This window comes from Micromonospora sp. AKA38 (assembly GCF_027925725.1).
Lineage (GTDB): Bacteria > Actinomycetota > Actinomycetes > Mycobacteriales > Micromonosporaceae > Micromonospora.
In genome coordinates this window covers 495,624-514,653 of sequence record NZ_BNEI01000001.1, presented here as the reverse complement: position 1 = coordinate 514,653, position 19,030 = coordinate 495,624, and the positions used below count along the sequence as shown (strand labels likewise).

Genomic DNA, 19,030 nt, shown 5'->3' with positions numbered 1-19,030 from the left:
CAGCACGCCGACACGTCACGCGATGCACGTTAACCGGTCGGGTCGGCGGGCGACCGGTCAACGCCCCGACCGGGGCCGGCCGTTCCTGGAGAAAGTCGCCTCAGCCGGCCACGCGGCGGCGGGTGGCGATGAGCTGGCGCAGGCGGTCGCTGCGCGCCCGCTGCGGCCGCTCGCGCTGCTGTACCGCACGGGCACCGGCCAACTCGGCGAGGAGTTGTAGGCGACGGCGGCTCCGATCGGGGTCGAGCCGCGGCGGTGTGGTCCAGGCCATACGGCGAGCGTGAACCGTCACCGCGCGTACGTCAAGATGGTCTTCGCTACGCAGCGAAAGCGGCACGTAAGGTCACCAGAGCGGCCAGTCGCCGGTCTGCGCCCACCGCACCGCGACGATCGCGGCGGCGATGCTCCAGCCGCCCGCGGTGACGATCGCCACCCCGGTCGCCACCCCCCGGTCGCCGTGGCGGACCAGCACCGCGGCGACCGCCCAGGCGACGCCGCCGGCCAGCACCGTCCACCAGGCGTAGCCGGGCACGTCGCGGCCGACCAGCCCGAACAGCAGCAACCAGGCGAAGGTGACCACCGCGCCGAGCGCCACGCCGGCGCCGGTCACCGGGTACGGCTCGCGGTAGCTGGGGCGCATCGGCCCGCCGGACGGGAAGAGCCCCGACGGGGTACGCGGCGGCGCGTGGAACGCCCCCGGACCGCTCGCTCCGGCTGCCCCGTGCCACCCGTTCGTCACCGCTGCTCCCCTCCCCGACCCATCGACCCCGACGTCACCCACCGTGACCGGCCGGTGCGACCGGGTCGGCGCTTTCGTTCCCACGGTAGTGGTCTGCCAGGATGATCGGATGCGCTCGCCATCGATCGGCCGCCGCGCGCGTCCGGCGTTCCCGGTCCTGTTGCTCGTCGCGGCGTTGGCCGCCGGGTGCGACCGGCCCGCGGCGCCCGCGGACGCGTGGCAGGACCCGAGCCCGATGGTGACGGCGACGCAACCCGCCGAGCCGACGGCGAGCCCGGCCCCACCGGCCGCCTCCGCCGCCCCGACCGCCACCGCCGCCGCCCCGACACCGTCGCGCCCCGCGCCGCGACGCGTCTTCCCGGTCCGGGCCGGCAACGTCGACTACCACCCGACGCACGGCGGCTACCCGGGCACCGACGTCTTCGCCGACTGCGGTGAGCCGGTGGTGGCGGTCACCGACGGGGTGGTGCTCGAGGTGAGCCGGGTGGACCGGTTCGACAAGCGGGGGCCGATGGGGCCGAACAACGGTGGGCTCTCGGTCTCGCTGCTCGGCGACGACGGGGTGCGTTACTACGGTTCGCACCTGAGCGCGATCGTGTCCGGCGTCGACGCCGGCGTCCGTGTGCGCGCCGGGCAGCAGCTCGGCAAGGTGGGCCGCACCGGCAACGCCAACAACGTGTGCCACCTGCACTTCGGGCTCTCCCCGAAGTGCTCCGGCCACGACGACTGGTGGATCCGTCGCGGGGTGGTCTGGCCGGCGCCCTACCTGAACTCCTGGCGCAAGGGCGGCAACCGGTCTCCGGTCGCCGAGGTCACCGCCTGGCAGCGCAAGCACGGCTGCCCGGCGTCGCCGGGCCGGTCCGCGGCGGGCGGCTGACCCGACGCGCGGGTCCGGCGGCGCACGGCGGGCGGCCGGAGCGCGTAGGTTCCACTGCATGACTGCCCGGGATCCCCTCGCCGATCTGCGCCGGATCGCGTTCCTGCTGGAACGCGCCAACGAGGCCACCTACCGGGTGCGGGCGTTCCGGTCGGCGGCCGCGGCGCTGGGCGCGTTGCCGGCCGGCGAGGTGGCCGAGCGGGCCCGCACCGGCAAGCTGACCGAGTTGGCCGGCGTCGGCGACGTCACCGCCCGCTGCGTGGCCGAGTCGCTGGCCGGCGAGGAGCCGGTCTACCTGCGTCGGATGCTGGCCACCGAGGGCACCGACCTGGACGAGGAGGCGGCGACGCTGCGGGACGCGTTGCGCGGCGACTGCCACACCCACTCGGACTGGTCGGACGGCGGCTCACCGATCGAGGAGATGGCGCTGGCCGCGGTCGAGCTGGGGCACGAGTACGTGGTGCTCACCGACCACTCGCCCCGGTTGAAGGTGGCCCGCGGGCTGACCGCGGACCGGCTCCGCCGGCAGCTCGACCACGTGGCCGCCGTGAACGAGGCGCTGCCGAAGGGTTTCCGCATCCTCACCGGCATCGAGGTCGACATCCTCGCCGACGGCTCACTCGACCAGACCGACGAGTTGCTGGCCCGGCTGGACGTGGTGGTCGGCTCGGTGCACAGCGGCCTCAACGACGAGCGGGCGAAGATGACCCGCCGGATGGTGACCGCGATCGCCAACCCGCACCTGGACATCCTCGGGCACTGCACCGGCCGGATGGTGTCCTCCCGGCCGGCCGGTGTGACCGGGCCGGGCGACAAGGGGCACCGGCCGCGTACCCGCAAGGAGAGCGAGTTCGACGCGGACGCCGTCTTCGCCGCCTGCGCGGAGCACGACGTCGCCGTCGAGATCAACTCCCGGCCGGAGCGGCAGGACCCGCCGAAGCGGCTGATCCGCCGCGCGCTGGAGGCGGGCTGCCGGTTCGCCATCGACACCGACGCGCACGCCCCCGGGCAGCTCGACTGGCAGCGCTTCGGGTGCGAACGGGCGGCGCGCTGCGGCGTACCGGCCGACCGGGTGATCAACACGTGGACCGCCGACCGCCTGGTGAAGTGGACGGCGGGCCGGGGCTGAGCGGTCAGGCCCGGGCGGCCGGCTCGACCGGGCGGCCGGCGGGCGCCACCGGCGTCGGGGCGGGCCGGCGCCGGCCGACCAGGCCCTGCGCGACCGCCACCCCGACCAGCACGATCAGCGCGCCCACCGGCTGGTGCCAGTTCATCCGCTCGCCGAGCACCACGGCACCGACCACCACCGCGAAGACCGGCACCAGGTACGTCACGGTGGACGCCGTGCTGGCCCCGGCCAGCCGGATGTTGCGCAGGTTGATCACGAAGGCGAGCCCGGTACCGAGCGCGCCGAGCGCGAGCACACTGGCCACCACCCGGGGGGACAGGTCGGTCGGCACCGGCGGCGCACCGGCCACCAGCGGCGCGGCCAGCGCGAGCTGCGCGGTCGCCACGAGCAGTTGGGCCGCCGACAGCGACAGTCCCGAGTACGCGCGTCCGGCGATGAACTTCTTCTGGTACGGGATCGCCAGCCCGTAGCAGGCCGCCGCCCCGAGGCACATGAGTTGGCCGGTGAAGTGCGCGCCGCCGACGCCCGCCCAGACACCGAGCACCACCAGCACGCCGACGAAGCCCAGCGCCAGCCCGACCGCCCGGCGCGCGGTCAACCGCTCGGTACGGAACACCAGCACCGCCAGCGGCAGCACGATCAGCGGCGTGGTGGCGTTCCAGATGCCGGCCAGCATGGACTCGACCCGCTGCTCGCCGTAGCCGAACAGGGTGAACGGCAGCGCGACGCCGAACGCGGCGACCACCAGCAGGTGGCCCCAGACCGCCGGCTCGCGGGGCAGCCGGTCGCGCAGCACGACCAGCACCACGAGCAGCGTGGCCGCGCCGGTGGCCACCCGGTAGAGCGTGAGGTGCACGGGGTGCAGCTCCCCCACCCCCACCTTGATGAAGAGGAAGCTGGAACCCCAGATCGCGGCCAGTGCGACGAACCCGGGCAGCCAGCTCCGCAGCGGTGCCCGGTCAGGGGCGAAATCCATGTTCACCCCTGACACTCTGCCCCTTCGGTACGACGAAGTCGCGCGGATTTCGGCCGCCGTGTCGACCGCCACAGCAACTGTTCGATGCCCGACCCTGAACACGGCAAACAGGCTCGACACGGGGGTGACCCGGTCACGTAGGGTCGCCCCGTGGGACGAATCGATGACCTCGCCAACCGGTACGTGGCCCAGTGGGCTCCGCTGAGTCCGACCGGGGCCACCTACGTCGGCATCGCCGGCTACGACGACCAGCTCGACGACCTGTCGCCCGAGGGCTACGCGGCCCGTGCCGAGCTGGCCCGGCGCACGCTGGGCCAGCTCGACGTGACCGAGGCGGAGACCGAGGCGGAGCGGACCGCGCAGGAGGCGATGCAGGAACGCCTCGGCCTGGAACTCGCCCGCTACGACAGCGGCGAGACCACCAGCGAAGTCAGCGTGATCACGAGTGGGCTGCACGAGCTGCGGATGGTCTTCGACCTGATGCCGACCGACGGCGAGGAGGCGAAGGCGAACGTCGCCACCCGGCTCAACCGGTTCGCGTCCGCGTTGGAGGGCTACAAGCGCACGCTGCGTGAGGCGGCGGCGGCCGGGCGGGTCAGCTCGCAGGTGCAGCTCGTCGAGGTCGCCAAGCAGTGCGACATCTGGGTCGACCCGGACGGCGACAACTTCTTCCACGGCCTGGCCGAACGCCTCGACGCGGACGGCACGCTCGGTGCCGAGCTGCGCAAGGGCGCCGCCGCCGCGACCGCGGCCACCGCCGAGTTCGGGCACTTCCTCCGCACCGAGCTGGCCCCCGTCGGGCGGCAGAAGCAGGCCGCCGGCCGGGAGCGCTACGAACTGGCCTCGCAGTACTTCCTTGGCGCGAAGGTCGACCTGGACGAGACGTACGCCTGGGGTTTCGCGGAGTTGGCCCGCCTGGAGGCCGAGATGCGGGCGGTGGCCGCGCGGATCGTCGGCCCCGGCGCCTCGGTCGACGACGCGGTCCGTGCGCTCGACGCCGACCCGGCGCGGACGGTCCGCGGCAAGGAGGCGTTCCGCGACTGGATGCAGGCGCTCGCCGACCAGGCGATCAGCGAGCTGGACGGCACCCACTTCGACATCCCGGAGCAGGTCCGCCGGATCGAGTGCTGCCTGGCGCCGACCAGCGACGGCGCGATCTACTACACCGGCCCGAGCGAGGACTTCTCCCGGCCGGGGCGGATGTGGTGGGCGGTGCCGCAGGGCATCACCGAGTTCTCCACCTGGCGTGAGGTGACCACCGTCTACCACGAGGGGGTGCCGGGCCATCACCTCCAGGTCGCGCAGACCGCCGTCCGGGCCGACCTGCTCAACCGCTGGCAGCGGCTGCTCTGCTGGGTCTCCGGGCACGGCGAGGGCTGGGCGCTCTACTCGGAGCGGCTGATGGACGAGCTGGGCTACCTGGCCGACCCGGGGGAACGGCTCGGCATGCTCGACGGGCAGGCGTTGCGGGCGGCCCGGGTGATCGTCGACATCGGCATGCACCTGGAGCTGGAGATCCCGGTGGACAATCCGTTCGGCTTCCACCCGGGCGAGCGCTGGACGCCGGAGCTGGGTTGGGAGTTCATGCGGGCGCACTGCCGGGTGCCGGACGAGACGCTGCGCTTCGAGCTGAACCGCTACCTCGGCTGGCCGGGGCAGGCCCCCTCCTACAAGGTGGGCGAGCGGATCTGGTTGCAGGCCCGGGAGGACGCGAAGGCCCGCAAGGGCGCCGACTTCGACCTGAAGGAGTTCCACCGCCAGGCGCTCGACCTGGGCGCGCTGGGGCTCGACCCGCTGCGCCGGGCGCTGGAAAGGCTCTGAGGACGACGGTTGCCGGGCGTCGGAGGGACCTCCGACGCCCGGCCGTTTCCGTGGTGCGCCCGGATCAGGCCAGGTCGACCCGGAGCACCGGCTTGGCGGTGAGCGACTTCGAGTGCTCGTACGCCAGCTCGATCACCGGGTCGTCGAAGCTGATCGGGATCGGCGAGGTGATCGGGATGCCGTCCGGGAAGGGCAGGTCCGGCGTCAGCGTGATCTTGATGCCGAGCAGGTGCCCGACGAACCGGGTGGCGTAGAACGCGACGTCACCGGAGACGGTGAGCCGGTCGGTGACGTACCGCTGCTTCTTGCCCGCCGGGCCGTTGGCCAGCAGCGTGAAGTCGTCGGTGACCGCCTTGTCCATGGTGAACTTCAGGCACTTGAGCTTGCCCCGGTAGGTGGGCAGCTCGACGATGCCCTCGAAGCGCAGTCCGGTCATGGTCACCTTGGAGCCGGTGAGCCGGGAGGGCGGGTCGGCCACGAGCGGCTGGTCGGGGTCGGCGGCCAGCTTGGGCAGCGGCTTGCCCTCCTCGACCGGCGCGGGCTTGGTCGGGGCGGGGTCGGCGTCGTCGCAGTCGGCTCCCGGCTTCGCCGGGGTCGACGGTTTGGCGCTGCCGCTGGGCTTCGGCGTGCCGCTCCCGCTCGGCGTGGCGGCTGCGGCGGCGGGGGCCACGGGCGACGGCGACGGCTCGGCCTCCTCCTCCCCGCCGGTGAACAGGCCGGTGATGCCGTCGACGAGGTCGGTCAGCAGGTTGCCGTCCGGGTCCTCGGCCGGCGGCGCGGTCGTGGCGGTGGCGCTCGGGCTGGCCGACGGCGACGCCGACGCGGTCTTCGAGGCGGACGGCTTCGGCGCCGGCGCCGACGTGGTCGGGCAGGCCGCCGGCGCGGCGACCGCCGGCCGCTGGTCGCGGAGCGCCACCAGGCCGGCCAGGGAGACCGCGAGAACCAGCAGGATCGCGTACGCCCGGGGCGCGTAGCCCGACCCGTGGGGCGTGTCCGGCCCGGCGGGGTCGACGGGCGACGCCTCGCGCAGCGGGTTACGCGGCTCCGGCAACGTGTCGGTGAGGACGCCGGTGGCGGCGTCCTGCCGCTGCCGGGGCGGCAGCAACTCGTCGACCAGGGCCGGCTCCGGCTCCTCGGCCGGCTCCGTCGCCGGCTCGTCGACCGGCTGGGCCGGCTTCGGGTCGCCGGCGGTTTCCTTGCGCGGCACCCAGGCGAAGCCGAGCGCGCTGCCGATCATGCCGAGCAGCAGGCCGATGAAGAAGCCGCCGAGGTTCACGCCGATCAGCGAGTAGAGCGCGGTGATCGCCGCGACCACCGCGTAGAACATCCGCTGGGCCGGGCTGAACCAGAGCAGCATGCCGCAGGTCACGAGGATGGTCGGGATGAGCCAGGACAGGAAGCCGGTGGGCCCCATCTGGAACGTGAGGCCGTTGAGGCTCATCTGGGTGGTGGCGAAGATCTCCAGACCGGCCAGCGCGGTGAAGAGCCCGCCCCAGAACGGTCGCGCCCGGCGCCACCGGCGGAAGCCACGCCACGCCTGGCCGGGCCGACCCGGCCGGGCCTGCTGCGTCTCGGCGGTTGTCACGTACTCCTCCTGGCGGTGCTGACGGGGTGAGACATGGCCGAGGCTCGCGGAGGGCGCCCTCCGCGAGCCTCGCCATCAGATCAGAAGCACTCCTTGGCGTCCTTGCCCACGTTGACCTTCAGCTTCAGGCCGTTGAGGGTGAAGACGCCGGCGCTGGTGGAGCGCGCCACCTGCTCCAGCTTCGTGATGGTCACCTTGTCGGCGCTCTGCCCGAACCCGCCGGGCTGGCCCTGCTTGGCGTTGAGGTCGTTGGCGTCGCGGCCGATCTGGATGTTCTCGAACGTGGCGTCGCCGGCGAGCGAGTCCATGTCGATCAGCAGGTTGGTGGCGGTGGCCGGCTTGCCGTCGCCACCGGCGTTGATGGTCAGCACGATCGGGATGCCCGGCAGGCTGGCGTTGACCGACTGGCAGAGGTCGTAGAGCTTGGCGTCGGCGATCTCGGAGACGGCGACCGGGTGCTTGGTGCCGTTCTTCTCCTCGACCATGCCGCCGTACTGCTTGAAGCCGTTGCCCTCCAGCTTCGTGGCGCCGACCTTGAAGGTCTGGCCCGACACCGCGAACGAGGCCGCGATGGCGCCGTTGGCCATGCCCAGCACGATGCCGCCGGCCACGACCGTCGCCGGCACCATCATCGCGGCGAAGCGCCGCCAGCGGGTGCCGCCACTCGGCTGACGGTTCTCCGATTCACTCACAAGGTCCTCCTCGACGGGGGTGCGTCGCCGGACGCGGGACGCGACGCGGGACGGGAAAGCTGCGGGGCGGCGCGGATGCCGTTGTGCCGAACGGCCGCGCGGTCGCGGATTGGATGCTCTCGCGAAGCGACAGACCTCACAAGCCCCAAGCTACTGACGGGTAACACAGACGTGATATCAAGATCGTCCCTGGTTACCAACGGTTAACATCCCCAGGGCAAGGAGGTCAGGGCAAACCGGCCTGATTACGACAGGATGCCGAACAGGTTTCACCTGTGGTAGTCGTCACCGCCAAACATCACAGTTCGGTAACGGCGAGCTGGCAAGGCGCTGTGGGTGAGGAGCCAATCACCCGTCCGGCCGGGACCACGCCACCGACCGGAGCCAGCTCAGCCCCGCTCGTCCAACCACGACTCCAGCAGGTGGCGGTCGATCGAGTCGACCCGGCCGAGGGAACGCCCCGCCGCCGCCCGCGCACGCAGCTCCGCCCGGGTGAACCAGCGCGCCGCCACCAGCTCCTCGTCGTCGACCCGGACCCGCGTCGACACCGCCGTCGCCCGGAACCCGACCATCAACCCGGCCGGAAACGGCCACGCCTGCGAACCCTGATAGGTCACCGCCCGCACGGAAACGCCGGCCTCCTCGGCCAACTCCCGCCGGACCGCGTCCTCCAGGCTCTCGCCGATCTCCACGAACCCGGCCAGCAGCGACCAGGCATCCTCCGCCGCCCCGCGATGCCGGCCCAGCAGACAACGCTCCGGCTCACCGGGCGCCTCGACCAGCACGATGACCGCCGGCTCGATCCGCGGGAAGAACAACCGGGCGCAGCCCGGCCCGGTGCAGGAGCGGACGTGCCCGCCCGAGCCGGCCACCGTCGCCGCCCCGCACGCACCGCAGAACCGCTGGCCCCGATGCCAGTGCAGCAACCCCTTCGCGTACGCCTGGAGCGCCGCCTCCGCCGGCGTCAGCCCGCCCACCAGGGCGCGGACGTCCACCGCCTCGACCGCGCCGGCCAGCTCGCGGGCCTCGCCCTCCTCCCGGCCGGACAGGTCGGCGGCGAACACCGCCCGGCCCGCGTCCAGCCCCAGGAAGACCGTCTCGTCGGCGGCGGCGAGCAAAACGGCCGCGTCCACCACGGTTGGCCGCACCGGCGCCCGCCCGGCGTCCACCAGGCACCGGTCCCGCCAGCACGGCAGCACCACACTCGCCGGATCGGTCCGCCGCTCGGCCAGCCAGTTCGCGTCCCCGCGCAGCTCCGCCGCCCGGTCCAGCCAGCCACCGCCGTACGCCAACCCGCGCTCGTCCGCCCGCACCCGCCCACCGTGTCACGACCAGGGCGTCGACGGGGCCCTGAAACGGGTGATCGGTGCGACACCGCCGCCCGCCCGACACGACCGCCCGGCCGGAGACTCCCGACCGGCCCGAGCGTTGGTTACCGTAGGTGTCTCCCGCGGGGGAAGCGGTCCCCGCACGTGTCCTTCCGATGAGGTTGCAGTGACGATGTACGGCGAGAAGATGCCGGCCGCCGACGACCGCCCCACCATCAAGGTGGCGGCGGTGAGCTGGCCCGGGGTCGAGCTGGAGCCGGTCGCCGCACCGCCCACCGACGACCCGGGGAAGCCGCCGCGCTCCCGACGCGCCCGGCTGCTGCTGGCCGGCGGGATCACCGCCGCCGTGCTCGCCGGTGGCGTCGGCGTCGGCGCCTACGCGTACGCCGGTGACGTGCCCCGCGGCACCACGGTGCTCGGCACCGAGCTGGGCGGCCGGAGCCGGGCCGAGGCGGCCCGCGCGCTGCGCACCGAGCTGGAACGCCGCGCCGACGCGCTGAACGCCCCGCTCACCGTGACCGTGGGCGAGAAGAAGGTCGAGCTGAAGCCGGCCGACGTCGGGCTCACCGTCGACGTGGACGCCACCGTGGCGGCGGCCGCCGCCGCCGACGCGCACGCGGTCAGCCGACTGGTCGGCTCCCGCGCGGTCGAGCCGGTGGTCACGGTCGACGCCGACCGGCTGGCGGCCGCCCTGCGCAAGGCGGCGGGCGACCAGGGCCGCGAGATGACCATGCCGACCATCATCTGGACCGGCACCACCCCGAAGCCGGTCTACCCGAAGCCGGCGCTGACCGTCGACACGACCGCCGCGACGTCGGCGGTCACCTCGGCGTGGCTGGCCGCCCGACCGGTCACCGTGCCCCTGGTGGAGCAGTGGCCGGCGACCACCCGGGAGGAGGTCGACCGGCTCGTCACCGAGCTGGCCCGGCCCGCCGTCGCCGCGCCGGTCACGCTCACCACCGACGGCGGCTCGGTCACCATCCCGCCCGCCGCCATCGCCAGGTCACTGCGCTTCCCGACCGACGACGCCGGAAAGATCACTCCCCGGGTCGACGTCAAGCGACTGCGCGCCGCGCTCGGCGGCAAGCTGGCGACGCTGGAGGTGGAACCCCGCGACGCCGGGCTGACCATCAGTGGCGGCAAGCCGAAGGTGGTACCGAGCCGGGCCGGCCGCCAGGTCGACGCCGCCGTGCTCGGGCCCGCGTTGCTCGCGGTGCTGCCGAAGCCGACCGACCGGGCGGTGACCGCCGCGCTGAAGCCGGCCACGCCGGAGCTGACCGAGGCCAAGCTGGCCGAGCTGGGCATCAAGGAACGGGTCTCCACCTTCACCACCCGTTTCACCGGCGGACTCTCCTCCCCGCGCAGCCAGAACATCGTCCAGGCGGCCAAGGACGTGGACGGCACGATCGTCAAGCCGGGGGAGACCTTCTCGCTCAACGCGCACACCGGCGAACGCGGCTACGACCAGGGCTACCAGGACGCGCCGACGATCGTGAACGGCAAGCTGGTGCCGGGCGTGGGCGGCGGTGTCTCGCAGTTCACGACCACGCTGTTCAACGCGAGCTACTACGCCGGGCTGGAGGACGTCGAGCACAAGCCGCACTCGTTCTACTTCAGCCGCTACCCGGCCGTCATCGAGTCGACCATCTACTGGCCGCAACTCGACTTCAAGTTCCGCAACAACACGCCGCACGGCGTGCTCATCGACACCTCGTACACGGGCAGCTCGATCACCGTGTCGATCTGGAGCACGAAGATCTACGACAGCGTGAAGACCGAGTACGGCCCGCGCCGGAACGTCACCCAGCCGAAGACGGTCTACCTCAAGCCGGGTCCCGACTGCATCTCCGCCGCCGGTGGGGTGGGATTCGCCCAGGACGCGTTCCGGGTGATCAAGAAGGACGGCAAGGTCGTCAAGCGGGAGAAGTTCAGCTGGCGGTACGACGCCGAACCGCGCTTCATCTGCGCCCCCGAGCCGGGGGCCTGACCCCGGACGCCAAGAAGGCCCCGCTCAGCGGGGCCTTCTTCGTGCTCGGTGCGATCAGGGCCGCGCCGCGGCCAGACCCTCCCGTACGCCTTCCGCGTCCCGGTCGGTGCCGTACACCGGCGTGTCCGGCTGCTGCCGCCAGCTCTCGTCGAGCGTGCCCGCGTCGACCGGGTCGAAGCCCAGCTCCGCCACGATCCCCATGACGACCCGCTTGGCGTCCTCGTCGTCGGCGGCGACCGGCAGACCGATCCGGCCCGGCGTGCCCGCCGGCTTGCCCGCGTCCATCAGGTGCGCCGCCTGGATGTTGTTGAAGGCCTTGACCACCCGGGCGCCCTTGAGGTGGTCGGCGGTCCACCGGCTGGAGCTGAGACTACGGTCCAGCAGCTCGGCCACGTCGCCGTCGCGCTGGGGGTAGTAGTTGTTCGCGTCCACGACCAGCTTGCCGTCGAAGAGCGACGCCGGCAGTTGCGGCACCGCCTTCAGCGGGATCGCGACGACCACGAGTTCCGCGCCCTGGACCGCCTCCTCCAGGCTCACGGCCCGGGCGCCGGTCTCGGCGGCGAGGTCGGTCAGGCTCTGCGGGCCGCGGGAGTTGGTTACCGCGACGTCGTGGCCGAGTGAACTCAGACGACGGGTGAGGGTGCCCCCGATGTGCCCCGACCCGATGATTCCGATCTCCATGACCACTCCTGTACCCCGGTCGGCCCGTACCGATCCCGAACACGCCGTTCGTCACGTCACGTTTGACGAATCCGCCCGTCCGGCGGGGGACGCGCGCAGCGGTCCCGGCTCGACGGTACGAGACACGACGGGTCGGCCGTGGAGGTTCCGCCGGTTCCGGCCGGAACGCAGTTCAGGGCCACCCCGAAGGGTGGCCCTGAACTGGAAGATTGTCCGGCGGTGTCCTACTCTCCCACACCCTCCCGAGTGCAGTACCATCGGCGCTGGAGGGCTTAGCTTCCGGGTTCGGAATGTAACCGGGCGTTTCCCCTCCGCCATGACCGCCGTAACTCTATGAACATATCAACCAACAACCCACACAAGGGGTTCGGTGTTTGTTCAGAGTTGCACAGTGGACGCGTAGCAGCTTAGTAGTCAAGTCCTCGGCCTATTAGTACCGGTCAACTGAACCCGTTACCGGGCTTACATTTCCGGCCTATCAACCCAGTCGTCTAGCTGGGGGCCTTACCCCACAAAGTGGGTGGGATACCTCATCTTGAAGCGAGCTTCCCGCTTAGATGCTTTCAGCGGTTATCCCTTCCGAACGTAGCTAACCAGCCGTGCCCCTGGCGGGACAACTGGCACACCAGAGGTTCGTCCGTCCCGGTCCTCTCGTACTAGGGACAGCCCTTCTCAAGTATCCTACGCGCACGGCGGATAGGGACCGAACTGTCTCACGACGTTCTAAACCCAGCTCGCGTACCGCTTTAATGGGCGAACAGCCCAACCCTTGGGACCTGCTACAGCCCCAGGATGCGACGAGCCGACATCGAGGTGCCAAACCATCCCGTCGATATGGACTCTTGGGGAAGATCAGCCTGTTATCCCCGGGGTACCTTTTATCCGTTGAGCGACACCGCTTCCACATGCCAGTGCCGGATCACTAGTCCCGACTTTCGTCCCTGCTCGACCTGTCAGTCTCACAGTCAAGCTCCCTTGTGCACTTGCACTCAACACCTGATTGCCAACCAGGCTGAGGGAACCTTTGGGCGCCTCCGTTACCCTTTAGGAGGCAACCGCCCCAGTTAAACTACCCACCAGACACTGTCCCTGAACCGGATAACGGTCCGAAGTTAGATACCCAAATCAACCAGAGTGGTATTTCAAGATTGCCTCCACCCATACTGGCGTATGGACTTCACCGGCTCCCACCTATCCTACACAAGCTAATTCAGATACCAATGTCAAGCTATAGTAAAGGTCCCGGGGTCTTTCCGTCCTGCCGCGCGTAACGAGCATCTTTACTCGTAATGCAATTTCGCCGGGCCTGTGGTTGAGACAGTGGGGAAGTCGTTACGCCATTCGTGCAGGTCGGAACTTACCCGACAAGGAATTTCGCTACCTTAGGATGGTTATAGTTACCACCGCCGTTTACTGGCGCTTAAGTTCTCCGCTTCGCCCCGAAGAGCTAACAGGTCCCCTTAACGTTCCAGCACCGGGCAGGCGTCAGTCCATATACATCGAATTACTTCTTCGCATGGACCTGTGTTTTTAGTAAACAGTCGCTTCCCCCTGCTCTCTGCGGCCATACAACGCTCCACCCGCGCGGGGCTTCACGTCTCCGGCCCCCCTTCTCCCTAAGTTACGGGGGCAATTTGCCGAGTTCCTTAACCACAGTTCGCCCGATCGCCTCGGTATTCTCTACCTGACCACCTGTGTCGGTTTGGGGTACGGGCCGCTAAGAACTCGCTAGAGGCTTTTCTCGGCAGCATAGGATCACTGACTTCACCTGAATCGGCTCGGCATCACGTCTCAGCCTACATGCGCCACGGATTTGCCTATGGCACGGCCTACACGCTTACCCCGGCACAACCACCGGCCGGGATCAGCTACCTTCCTGCGTCACCCCATCGCTTGACTACTACCCGCCAGGTTCCCACGCTCCCCCCGTTTGGTCCGAAGACCGCCCGGAGCTCGGGTGGTTAGCACAACGAGGTTCATCAGGGACGCTCTTTCGCGGGTACGGGAATATCAACCCGTTGTCCATCGACTACGCCTCTCGGCCTCGCCTTAGGTCCCGACTCACCCAGGGCGGATTAGCCTGGCCCTGGAACCCTTGGTCATCCGGCGGAAGGGTTTCTCACCCTTCTTTCGCTACTCATGCCTGCATTCTCACTCGTGCCGCGTCCACGACTGGGTCACCCCGTCGCTTCACCCCCGGCACGACGCTCCCCTACCCATCCACACACCTGCACGACACATCAAGGCGCCGCGAAGTTGAAATGTGAATGCCACAGCTTCGGCGGTGTGCTTGAGCCCCGCTACATTGTCGGCGCGGAACCACTTGACCAGTGAGCTATTACGCACTCTTTAAAGGGTGGCTGCTTCTAAGCCAACCTCCTGGTTGTCTATGCGACCCCACATCCTTTTCCACTTAGCACACGCTTAGGGGCCTTAGCTGGTGATCTGGGCTGTTTCCCTCTCGACTACGAAGCTTATCCCCCGCAGTCTCACTGCCGCGCTCTCACTTACCGGCATTCGGAGTTTGGCTGATTTCGGTAAGCTTGTGGGCCCCCTAGACCATCCAGTGCTCTACCTCCGGCAAGAAACACGCGACGCTGCACCTAAATGCATTTCGGGGAGAACCAGCTATCACGGAGTTTGATTGGCCTTTCACCCCTAACCACAGGTCATCCCCCAACTTTTCAACGTTGGTGGGTTCGGCCCTCCACGCGGTCTTACCCGCGCTTCAGCCTGCCCATGGCTAGATCACTCCGCTTCGGGTCTAGAGCATGCGACTAAAAACGCCCTATTCAGACTCGCTTTCGCTACGGCTCCCCCACACGGGTTAACCTCGCCACATGCCACTAACTCGCAGGCTCATTCTTCAAAAGGCACGCCGTCACCCCGTAAGGCTCCGACGGATTGTAGGCGAACGGTTTCAGGTACTATTTCACTCCCCTCCCGGGGTACTTTTCACCATTCCCTCACGGTACTTGTCCGCTATCGGTCACCAGGAAGTATTTAGGCTTACCAGGTGGTCCTGGCAGATTCACGGCAGATTTCAGGAGTCCGCCGCTACTCGGGAACACCCACAGAAGACCAGCAGCTTTCACCTACCGGACTATCACCGTCTACGGTCAGCCATTCCAGACTGTTCGACTAACCACTGGCTTTGTAACTCCTCAAACGAGTGTCAGCTCGTTTCGCAGGGTCCCACAACCCCGAACACGCAACCCCTGACAGGTATCACACGCATCCGGTTTAGCCTCAATCCGCTTTCGCTCGCCACTACTCACGGAATCACTGTTTGTTTTCTCTTCCTACGGGTACTGAGATGTTTCACTTCCCCGCGTTCCCCCCACACACCCTATGTGTTCAGGTGCGGGTGACATCACATGACTGATGCCGGGTTTCCCCATTCGGACACCCTGGGATCACAGCTTGGTTGACAGCTCCCCCAGGCCTATCGCGGCCTCCCACGTCCTTCATCGGCTCCTGGTGCCAAGGCATCCACCGTTCGCCCTTGACAACTTGACCACAAAGATGCTCGCGTCCACTGTGCAATTCTCAACAAACAACCAACCCACAACCCACAGCCCCACACCAAACCCGACAACCGCCGGCGGTATGCGAGACCAGGCCATGCCTGGCGCCCCGGCAGGCTCCCGCCCACCATCAAGGCTCTGAAACAACAACCGTAGTTGTTCCTTCAGGACCCAACAGGGTGCTCTCCGCCTCCCCCCAGCCGCACCAGGACTCCGTTCCCACCACCCCGAAGAGCAGCTGTACTAGAAGGATCCCGGCCGTTGCCGAGGAAAAACTCACCAGTGTCTCCGCCATCTGAGCACCCCGACCCGACATTCGCAGGTCGCGGGCTCCATACCAGCTTTCACTGGATGGTGCTCCTTAGAAAGGAGGTGATCCAGCCGCACCTTCCGGTACGGCTACCTTGTTACGACTTCGTCCCAATCGCCAGCCCCACCTTCGACGGCTCCCTCCACAAGGGTTGGGCCACCGGCTTCGGGTGTTGCCGACTTTCGTGACGTGACGGGCGGTGTGTACAAGGCCCGGGAACGTATTCACCGCAGCGTTGCTGATCTGCGATTACTAGCGACTCCGACTTCACGGGGTCGAGTTGCAGACCCCGATCCGAACTGAGACCGGCTTTTTGGGATTCGCTCCACCTCACGGTATCGCAGCCCATTGTACCGGCCATTGTAGCATGCGTGAAGCCCTGGACATAAGGGGCATGATGACTTGACGTCATCCCCACCTTCCTCCGAGTTGACCCCGGCAGTCTTCGATGAGTCCCCGCCATAACGCGCTGGCAACATCGAACGAGGGTTGCGCTCGTTGCGGGACTTAACCCAACATCTCACGACACGAGCTGACGACAGCCATGCACCACCTGTGACCGCCCCCGAAGGACCCCCCATCTCTGGAGGTTTTGCGGCCATGTCAAACCCAGGTAAGGTTCTTCGCGTTGCATCGAATTAATCCGCATGCTCCGCCGCTTGTGCGGGCCCCCGTCAATTCCTTTGAGTTTTAGCCTTGCGGCCGTACTCCCCAGGCGGGGCGCTTAATGCGTTAGCTGCGGCACAGGGAACCGGAGAGGCCCCCCACACCTAGCGCCCAACGTTTACAGCGTGGACTACCAGGGTATCTAATCCTGTTCGCTCCCCACGCTTTCGCTCCTCAGCGTCAGTATCGGCCCAGAGACCCGCCTTCGCCACCGGTGTTCCTCCTGATATCTGCGCATTTCACCGCTACACCAGGAATTCCAGTCTCCCCTACCGAACTCTAGCCTGCCCGTATCGACCGCAGGCCTGGGGTTGAGCCCCAGGTTTTCACGGTCGACGCGACAAGCCGCCTACGAGCTCTTTACGCCCAATAAATCCGGACAACGCTCGCGCCCTACGTCTTACCGCGGCTGCTGGCACGTAGTTGGCCGGCGCTTCTTCTGCAGGTACCGTCACTTACGCTTCGTCCCTGCTGAAAGAGGTTTACAACCCGAAGGCCGTCATCCCTCACGCGGCGTCGCTGCATCAGGCTTCCGCCCATTGTGCAATATTCCCCACTGCTGCCTCCCGTAGGAGTCTGGGCCGTGTCTCAGTCCCAGTGTGGCCGGTCGCCCTCTCAGGCCGGCTACCCGTCGTCGCCTTGGTAGGCCATCACCCCACCAACAAGCTGATAGGCCGCGAGCCCATCCCAGGCCGAAAAACTTTCCACCACACACCATGCGATGCGAGGTCATATTCGGTATTAGCCCCCGTTTCCGAGGGTTATCCCAAAGCCTAGGGCAGGTTGCTCACGTGTTACTCACCCGTTCGCCGCTCGAGTACCCCGAAGGGCCTTTCCGCTCGACTTGCATGTGTTAAGCACGCCGCCAGCGTTCGTCCTGAGCCAGGATCAAACTCTCCAACAAAAACTTTGTCGGACACAATGTCCTGGCAACAAAAGTGTTGCCAAAGGAATCCCAACCAGACAGACCAAAGCCTGACCAGTCCGGGGTATAAAACAATTGGCACTGGCTTATCAAGCACCCTGTTGAGTTCTCAAAGAACAACCACACACCACACCGGAAACCCCCACCAGGAGGCCCCCGACCCGGGGCATTTCGTTCACATCCCCGCCGCTCTCGCGCCGGGCACTTTTACTACGTTACCTCACCGTCTCCGCCGTGTCAAACCGTGTGTCCCGGTCTGTCGTGCTTCGTACGGGTTGGCGCCCGGTGAACCCGCGCAGCGGTGACCGCTGCACTTGATCATCGGATTTGGCAGGCCGGCCGCTGCGGTTTCCCGCAAGCTCGCCCGGTTCCCTGCCGGTCGACAACCTTACCCGGTCGGTTCCGCTCCGCCAAATCCGCCCTGCGGCGTTCCGGCGAGCCCCTCCCGGACCGCGTCCTCGCGGGGTGGTGAGACCCCGTTCGGACCCGGTGCCTGCGTGGATCGGTGCGTCGGGCTTTCATCCCGTTTGCCCCGTTCCGCGCTGGCAGAGAGAAAGTTACGCGTCTGCGGGTTTGATCGTCAAATCCGGGGGTAGCGTCCCGCGTCACATCATCACCAACGAGCTATCTGCCCAGTTCAGCGCGCTCAACGCGCCACCTCACCGGCGGCGGGTCGCCAACCAGCCGCGTACGCCGAGGACGCCGGCCGTCGTTCCGATCGCCAGCGACGCGGCGATGAGCAACGCGTGCACCCAGAGGAAGCCGGTCGGATCGCCCGCCCCGACGGTGCCGGCGGACCAGGCCCGCGGGTCGTTCCAGATCGCGACCGCGAACCTCGGCCAGATCACCCAGGTCCACACCCCGACCCCGACCAGGAACAACGACCAACCACGCGACAGAACCATGGTCGGCCAGTATGCCAGCGGCCCGACCGCCGAGACCGGCGATGCGGCCCGCCCGGTGCCGGCGCGGCGCCCGGGTTTCACCGGCCGCCGCCAGGGCACTGTTCCCGGTGCCGAGACGACACCGCGGAGGTGCCAGCATGAAGCCGTTCAGTCCGTGGGCCTGGCGCGATCCGTCCGCGCTCGCCGGGGGCTACGACCAGACCCGCCCGGGCGACGTGCCGCGGCAGCGCTCCGAGGGGTCGGACGAGGGCGTCGACGCGCCCGGCCCGGGCACCCCGATCGACCTGACCCGTTATCGGGTGGAGGCGACCGACGGGCGCATCGGCACGATCGACAAGGCGAACGAGGAGGCCGACGCCCGCTACCTGGTGGTGGACACCGGGCCCTGGATCTTCGGGAAGAAGGTGCTGCTGCCGGCCGGCACCGTGGCCCGGGTCGACCACCTGGACCGGGTCGTGCACGTGGACCGGACCCGGGAGCAGGTCAAGGATTCTCCGGCGTTCGACCCGGACGACTTCGCGCGCGCCGACTACCGGGAGCGGGTCGGCACCTACTACTCCGAGAGCTACCGGCAGGGCTGAGCGCTACCGCGGGGCCGCCGCCACACCGGCCTGACGACCGGGTACGCCGACGGCCGGTCCGGGTAAGCGATTGCGCCGACCCCGGGCCGGCCGGTTACGCTGCGGGCATGAGCAGTTCGCAGGCGTACCCGACGGCGTCCCCCGACGTCCGGCTCGGCGCGCTGCGACGCCGGCGGTCCCGCGACCGCCTGCGCTGAGCCTTTTCTCCTGCGACCGGCGGATCGAGCCGCCGGTCGTCGTCGATCGTCCTCGCTCCGCCGCCTTCCCGTCCGGTGATCCGCGCGGCGGATCGAGCGAGATC

12 protein-coding genes, 3 rRNA genes and 1 pseudogene are annotated in these 19,030 nt (G+C 68.6%); 5 read left to right on the top strand and 11 right to left on the bottom strand.

The window, feature by feature from the left end:
* Nucleotides 1-100: 100 nt before the first annotated feature.
* Together TPA0908_RS02450 and TPA0908_RS02445 are read right to left on the bottom strand one after the other, a co-directional pair.
* Nucleotides 101-271: a hypothetical protein gene (locus TPA0908_RS02450; protein WP_281934220.1), complete on the bottom strand. Its 171-nt coding sequence runs from the start codon at nt 269-271 to the stop codon at nt 101-103.
* 72 nt (nt 272-343) lie between these two features.
* Nucleotides 344-640 carry a hypothetical protein gene (locus tag TPA0908_RS02445; RefSeq protein ID WP_107162256.1) on the bottom strand — a complete coding sequence of 99 codons (297 nt, stop codon included), beginning with the start codon at nt 638-640 and terminating at the stop codon, nt 344-346.
* A gap of 208 nt (nt 641-848) precedes the next feature.
* Here TPA0908_RS02445 and TPA0908_RS02440 point away from each other — a divergent pair, with 208 nt between their 5' ends.
* Nucleotides 849-1,616: a M23 family metallopeptidase gene (locus TPA0908_RS02440; RefSeq protein WP_281934218.1), complete on the top strand. Its 768-nt coding sequence runs from the start codon at nt 849-851 to the stop codon at nt 1,614-1,616.
* Nucleotides 1,617-1,674: 58 nt separating this feature from the next.
* A complete protein-coding gene (locus TPA0908_RS02435; RefSeq protein ID WP_281934216.1) occupies nt 1,675-2,745 on the top strand; it encodes a PHP domain-containing protein in 1,071 nt (356 codons plus the stop codon).
* Here the strand turns inward: TPA0908_RS02435 and TPA0908_RS02430 are convergent.
* Nucleotides 2,628-3,721: pseudogene (locus TPA0908_RS02430) on the bottom strand (DMT family transporter); the annotation flags it as partial. The gene TPA0908_RS02435 and the pseudogene TPA0908_RS02430 overlap by 118 nt on opposite strands.
* Before the next feature lie 150 nt (nt 3,722-3,871).
* Between TPA0908_RS02430 and TPA0908_RS02425 the strand changes: the two are divergent.
* Nucleotides 3,872-5,542: a DUF885 domain-containing protein gene (locus TPA0908_RS02425; RefSeq protein WP_281934214.1), complete on the top strand. Its 1,671-nt coding sequence runs from the start codon at nt 3,872-3,874 to the stop codon at nt 5,540-5,542.
* A 64-nt stretch (nt 5,543-5,606) separates the two neighbouring features.
* Here TPA0908_RS02425 and TPA0908_RS02420 read toward each other — a convergent pair whose 3' ends face one another.
* From TPA0908_RS02420 to nudC, 3 genes are all read right to left on the bottom strand, one after another.
* A complete protein-coding gene (locus TPA0908_RS02420; protein WP_281934212.1) occupies nt 5,607-7,127 on the bottom strand; it encodes a DUF6114 domain-containing protein in 1,521 nt (506 codons plus the stop codon).
* A gap of 80 nt (nt 7,128-7,207) precedes the next feature.
* Entirely contained in the window at nt 7,208-7,759 is a 552-nt protein-coding gene (locus TPA0908_RS02415) for a DUF6230 family protein (RefSeq protein ID WP_281934652.1), read from the bottom strand.
* A gap of 449 nt (nt 7,760-8,208) precedes the next feature.
* Nucleotides 8,209-9,132, bottom strand: coding sequence for an NAD(+) diphosphatase (nudC, locus tag TPA0908_RS02410; protein ID WP_281934210.1), 924 nt, complete (start codon nt 9,130-9,132; stop codon nt 8,209-8,211).
* Between the two features lie 187 nt (nt 9,133-9,319).
* On the opposite strand from nudC, the gene TPA0908_RS02405 reads away from it, so the two are divergent.
* Complete coding sequence (locus TPA0908_RS02405) at nt 9,320-11,134, top strand: VanW family protein (protein ID WP_281934650.1); 1,815 nt, start codon at nt 9,320-9,322, stop codon at nt 11,132-11,134.
* 54 nt (nt 11,135-11,188) lie between these two features.
* On the opposite strand, the gene TPA0908_RS02400 is transcribed toward TPA0908_RS02405, so the two are convergent.
* The 5 genes from TPA0908_RS02400 to TPA0908_RS02380 form a co-directional block, all read right to left on the bottom strand.
* On the bottom strand, nt 11,189-11,815 hold the full coding sequence (locus TPA0908_RS02400; protein ID WP_281934208.1) for an NADPH-dependent F420 reductase: 627 nt from the start codon (nt 11,813-11,815) through the stop codon (nt 11,189-11,191).
* 211 nt (nt 11,816-12,026) lie between these two features.
* Nucleotides 12,027-12,143 (bottom strand): 5S ribosomal RNA (gene rrf, locus TPA0908_RS02395).
* An 82-nt stretch (nt 12,144-12,225) separates the two neighbouring features.
* Nucleotides 12,226-15,334 (bottom strand): 23S ribosomal RNA (locus tag TPA0908_RS02390).
* Between the two features lie 373 nt (nt 15,335-15,707).
* A 16S ribosomal RNA gene (locus TPA0908_RS02385) occupies nt 15,708-17,222 on the bottom strand.
* The 16S, 23S and 5S rRNA genes sit together here, the layout of an rRNA operon.
* Nucleotides 17,223-17,902: 680 nt before the next feature.
* Nucleotides 17,903-18,148: an SCO4848 family membrane protein gene (locus TPA0908_RS02380; RefSeq protein WP_281934207.1), complete on the bottom strand. Its 246-nt coding sequence runs from the start codon at nt 18,146-18,148 to the stop codon at nt 17,903-17,905.
* Between the two features lie 137 nt (nt 18,149-18,285).
* Between TPA0908_RS02380 and TPA0908_RS02375 the strand changes: the two genes are divergently transcribed.
* A complete protein-coding gene (locus TPA0908_RS02375; protein ID WP_281934206.1) occupies nt 18,286-18,729 on the top strand; it encodes a PRC-barrel domain-containing protein in 444 nt (147 codons plus the stop codon).
* The last annotated feature ends 301 nt before the right edge of the window (nt 18,730-19,030 follow it).

Bases quoted from the DNA above. Each gene is read 5' to 3' on its own strand.
- TPA0908_RS02380 (WP_281934207.1), bottom strand. From the start codon at position 18,148: ATGGTTCTGTCGCGTGGTTGGTCGTTGTTCCTGGTCGGGGTCGGGGTG.
- TPA0908_RS02405 (WP_281934650.1), top strand. From the start codon at position 9,320: ATGTACGGCGAGAAGATGCCGGCCGCCGACGACCGCCCCACCATCAAG.
- TPA0908_RS02450 (WP_281934220.1), bottom strand. From the start codon at position 271: ATGGCCTGGACCACACCGCCGCGGCTCGACCCCGATCGGAGCCGCCGT.
- TPA0908_RS02435 (WP_281934216.1), top strand. From the start codon at position 1,675: ATGACTGCCCGGGATCCCCTCGCCGATCTGCGCCGGATCGCGTTCCTG.
- TPA0908_RS02445 (WP_107162256.1), bottom strand. From the start codon at position 640: ATGCGCCCCAGCTACCGCGAGCCGTACCCGGTGACCGGCGCCGGCGTG.
- TPA0908_RS02440 (WP_281934218.1), top strand. From the start codon at position 849: ATGCGCTCGCCATCGATCGGCCGCCGCGCGCGTCCGGCGTTCCCGGTC.
- TPA0908_RS02415 (WP_281934652.1), bottom strand. From the start codon at position 7,759: ATGATGGTGCCGGCGACGGTCGTGGCCGGCGGCATCGTGCTGGGCATG.
- TPA0908_RS02400 (WP_281934208.1), bottom strand. From the start codon at position 11,815: ATGGAGATCGGAATCATCGGGTCGGGGCACATCGGGGGCACCCTCACC.
- TPA0908_RS02375 (WP_281934206.1), top strand. From the start codon at position 18,286: ATGAAGCCGTTCAGTCCGTGGGCCTGGCGCGATCCGTCCGCGCTCGCC.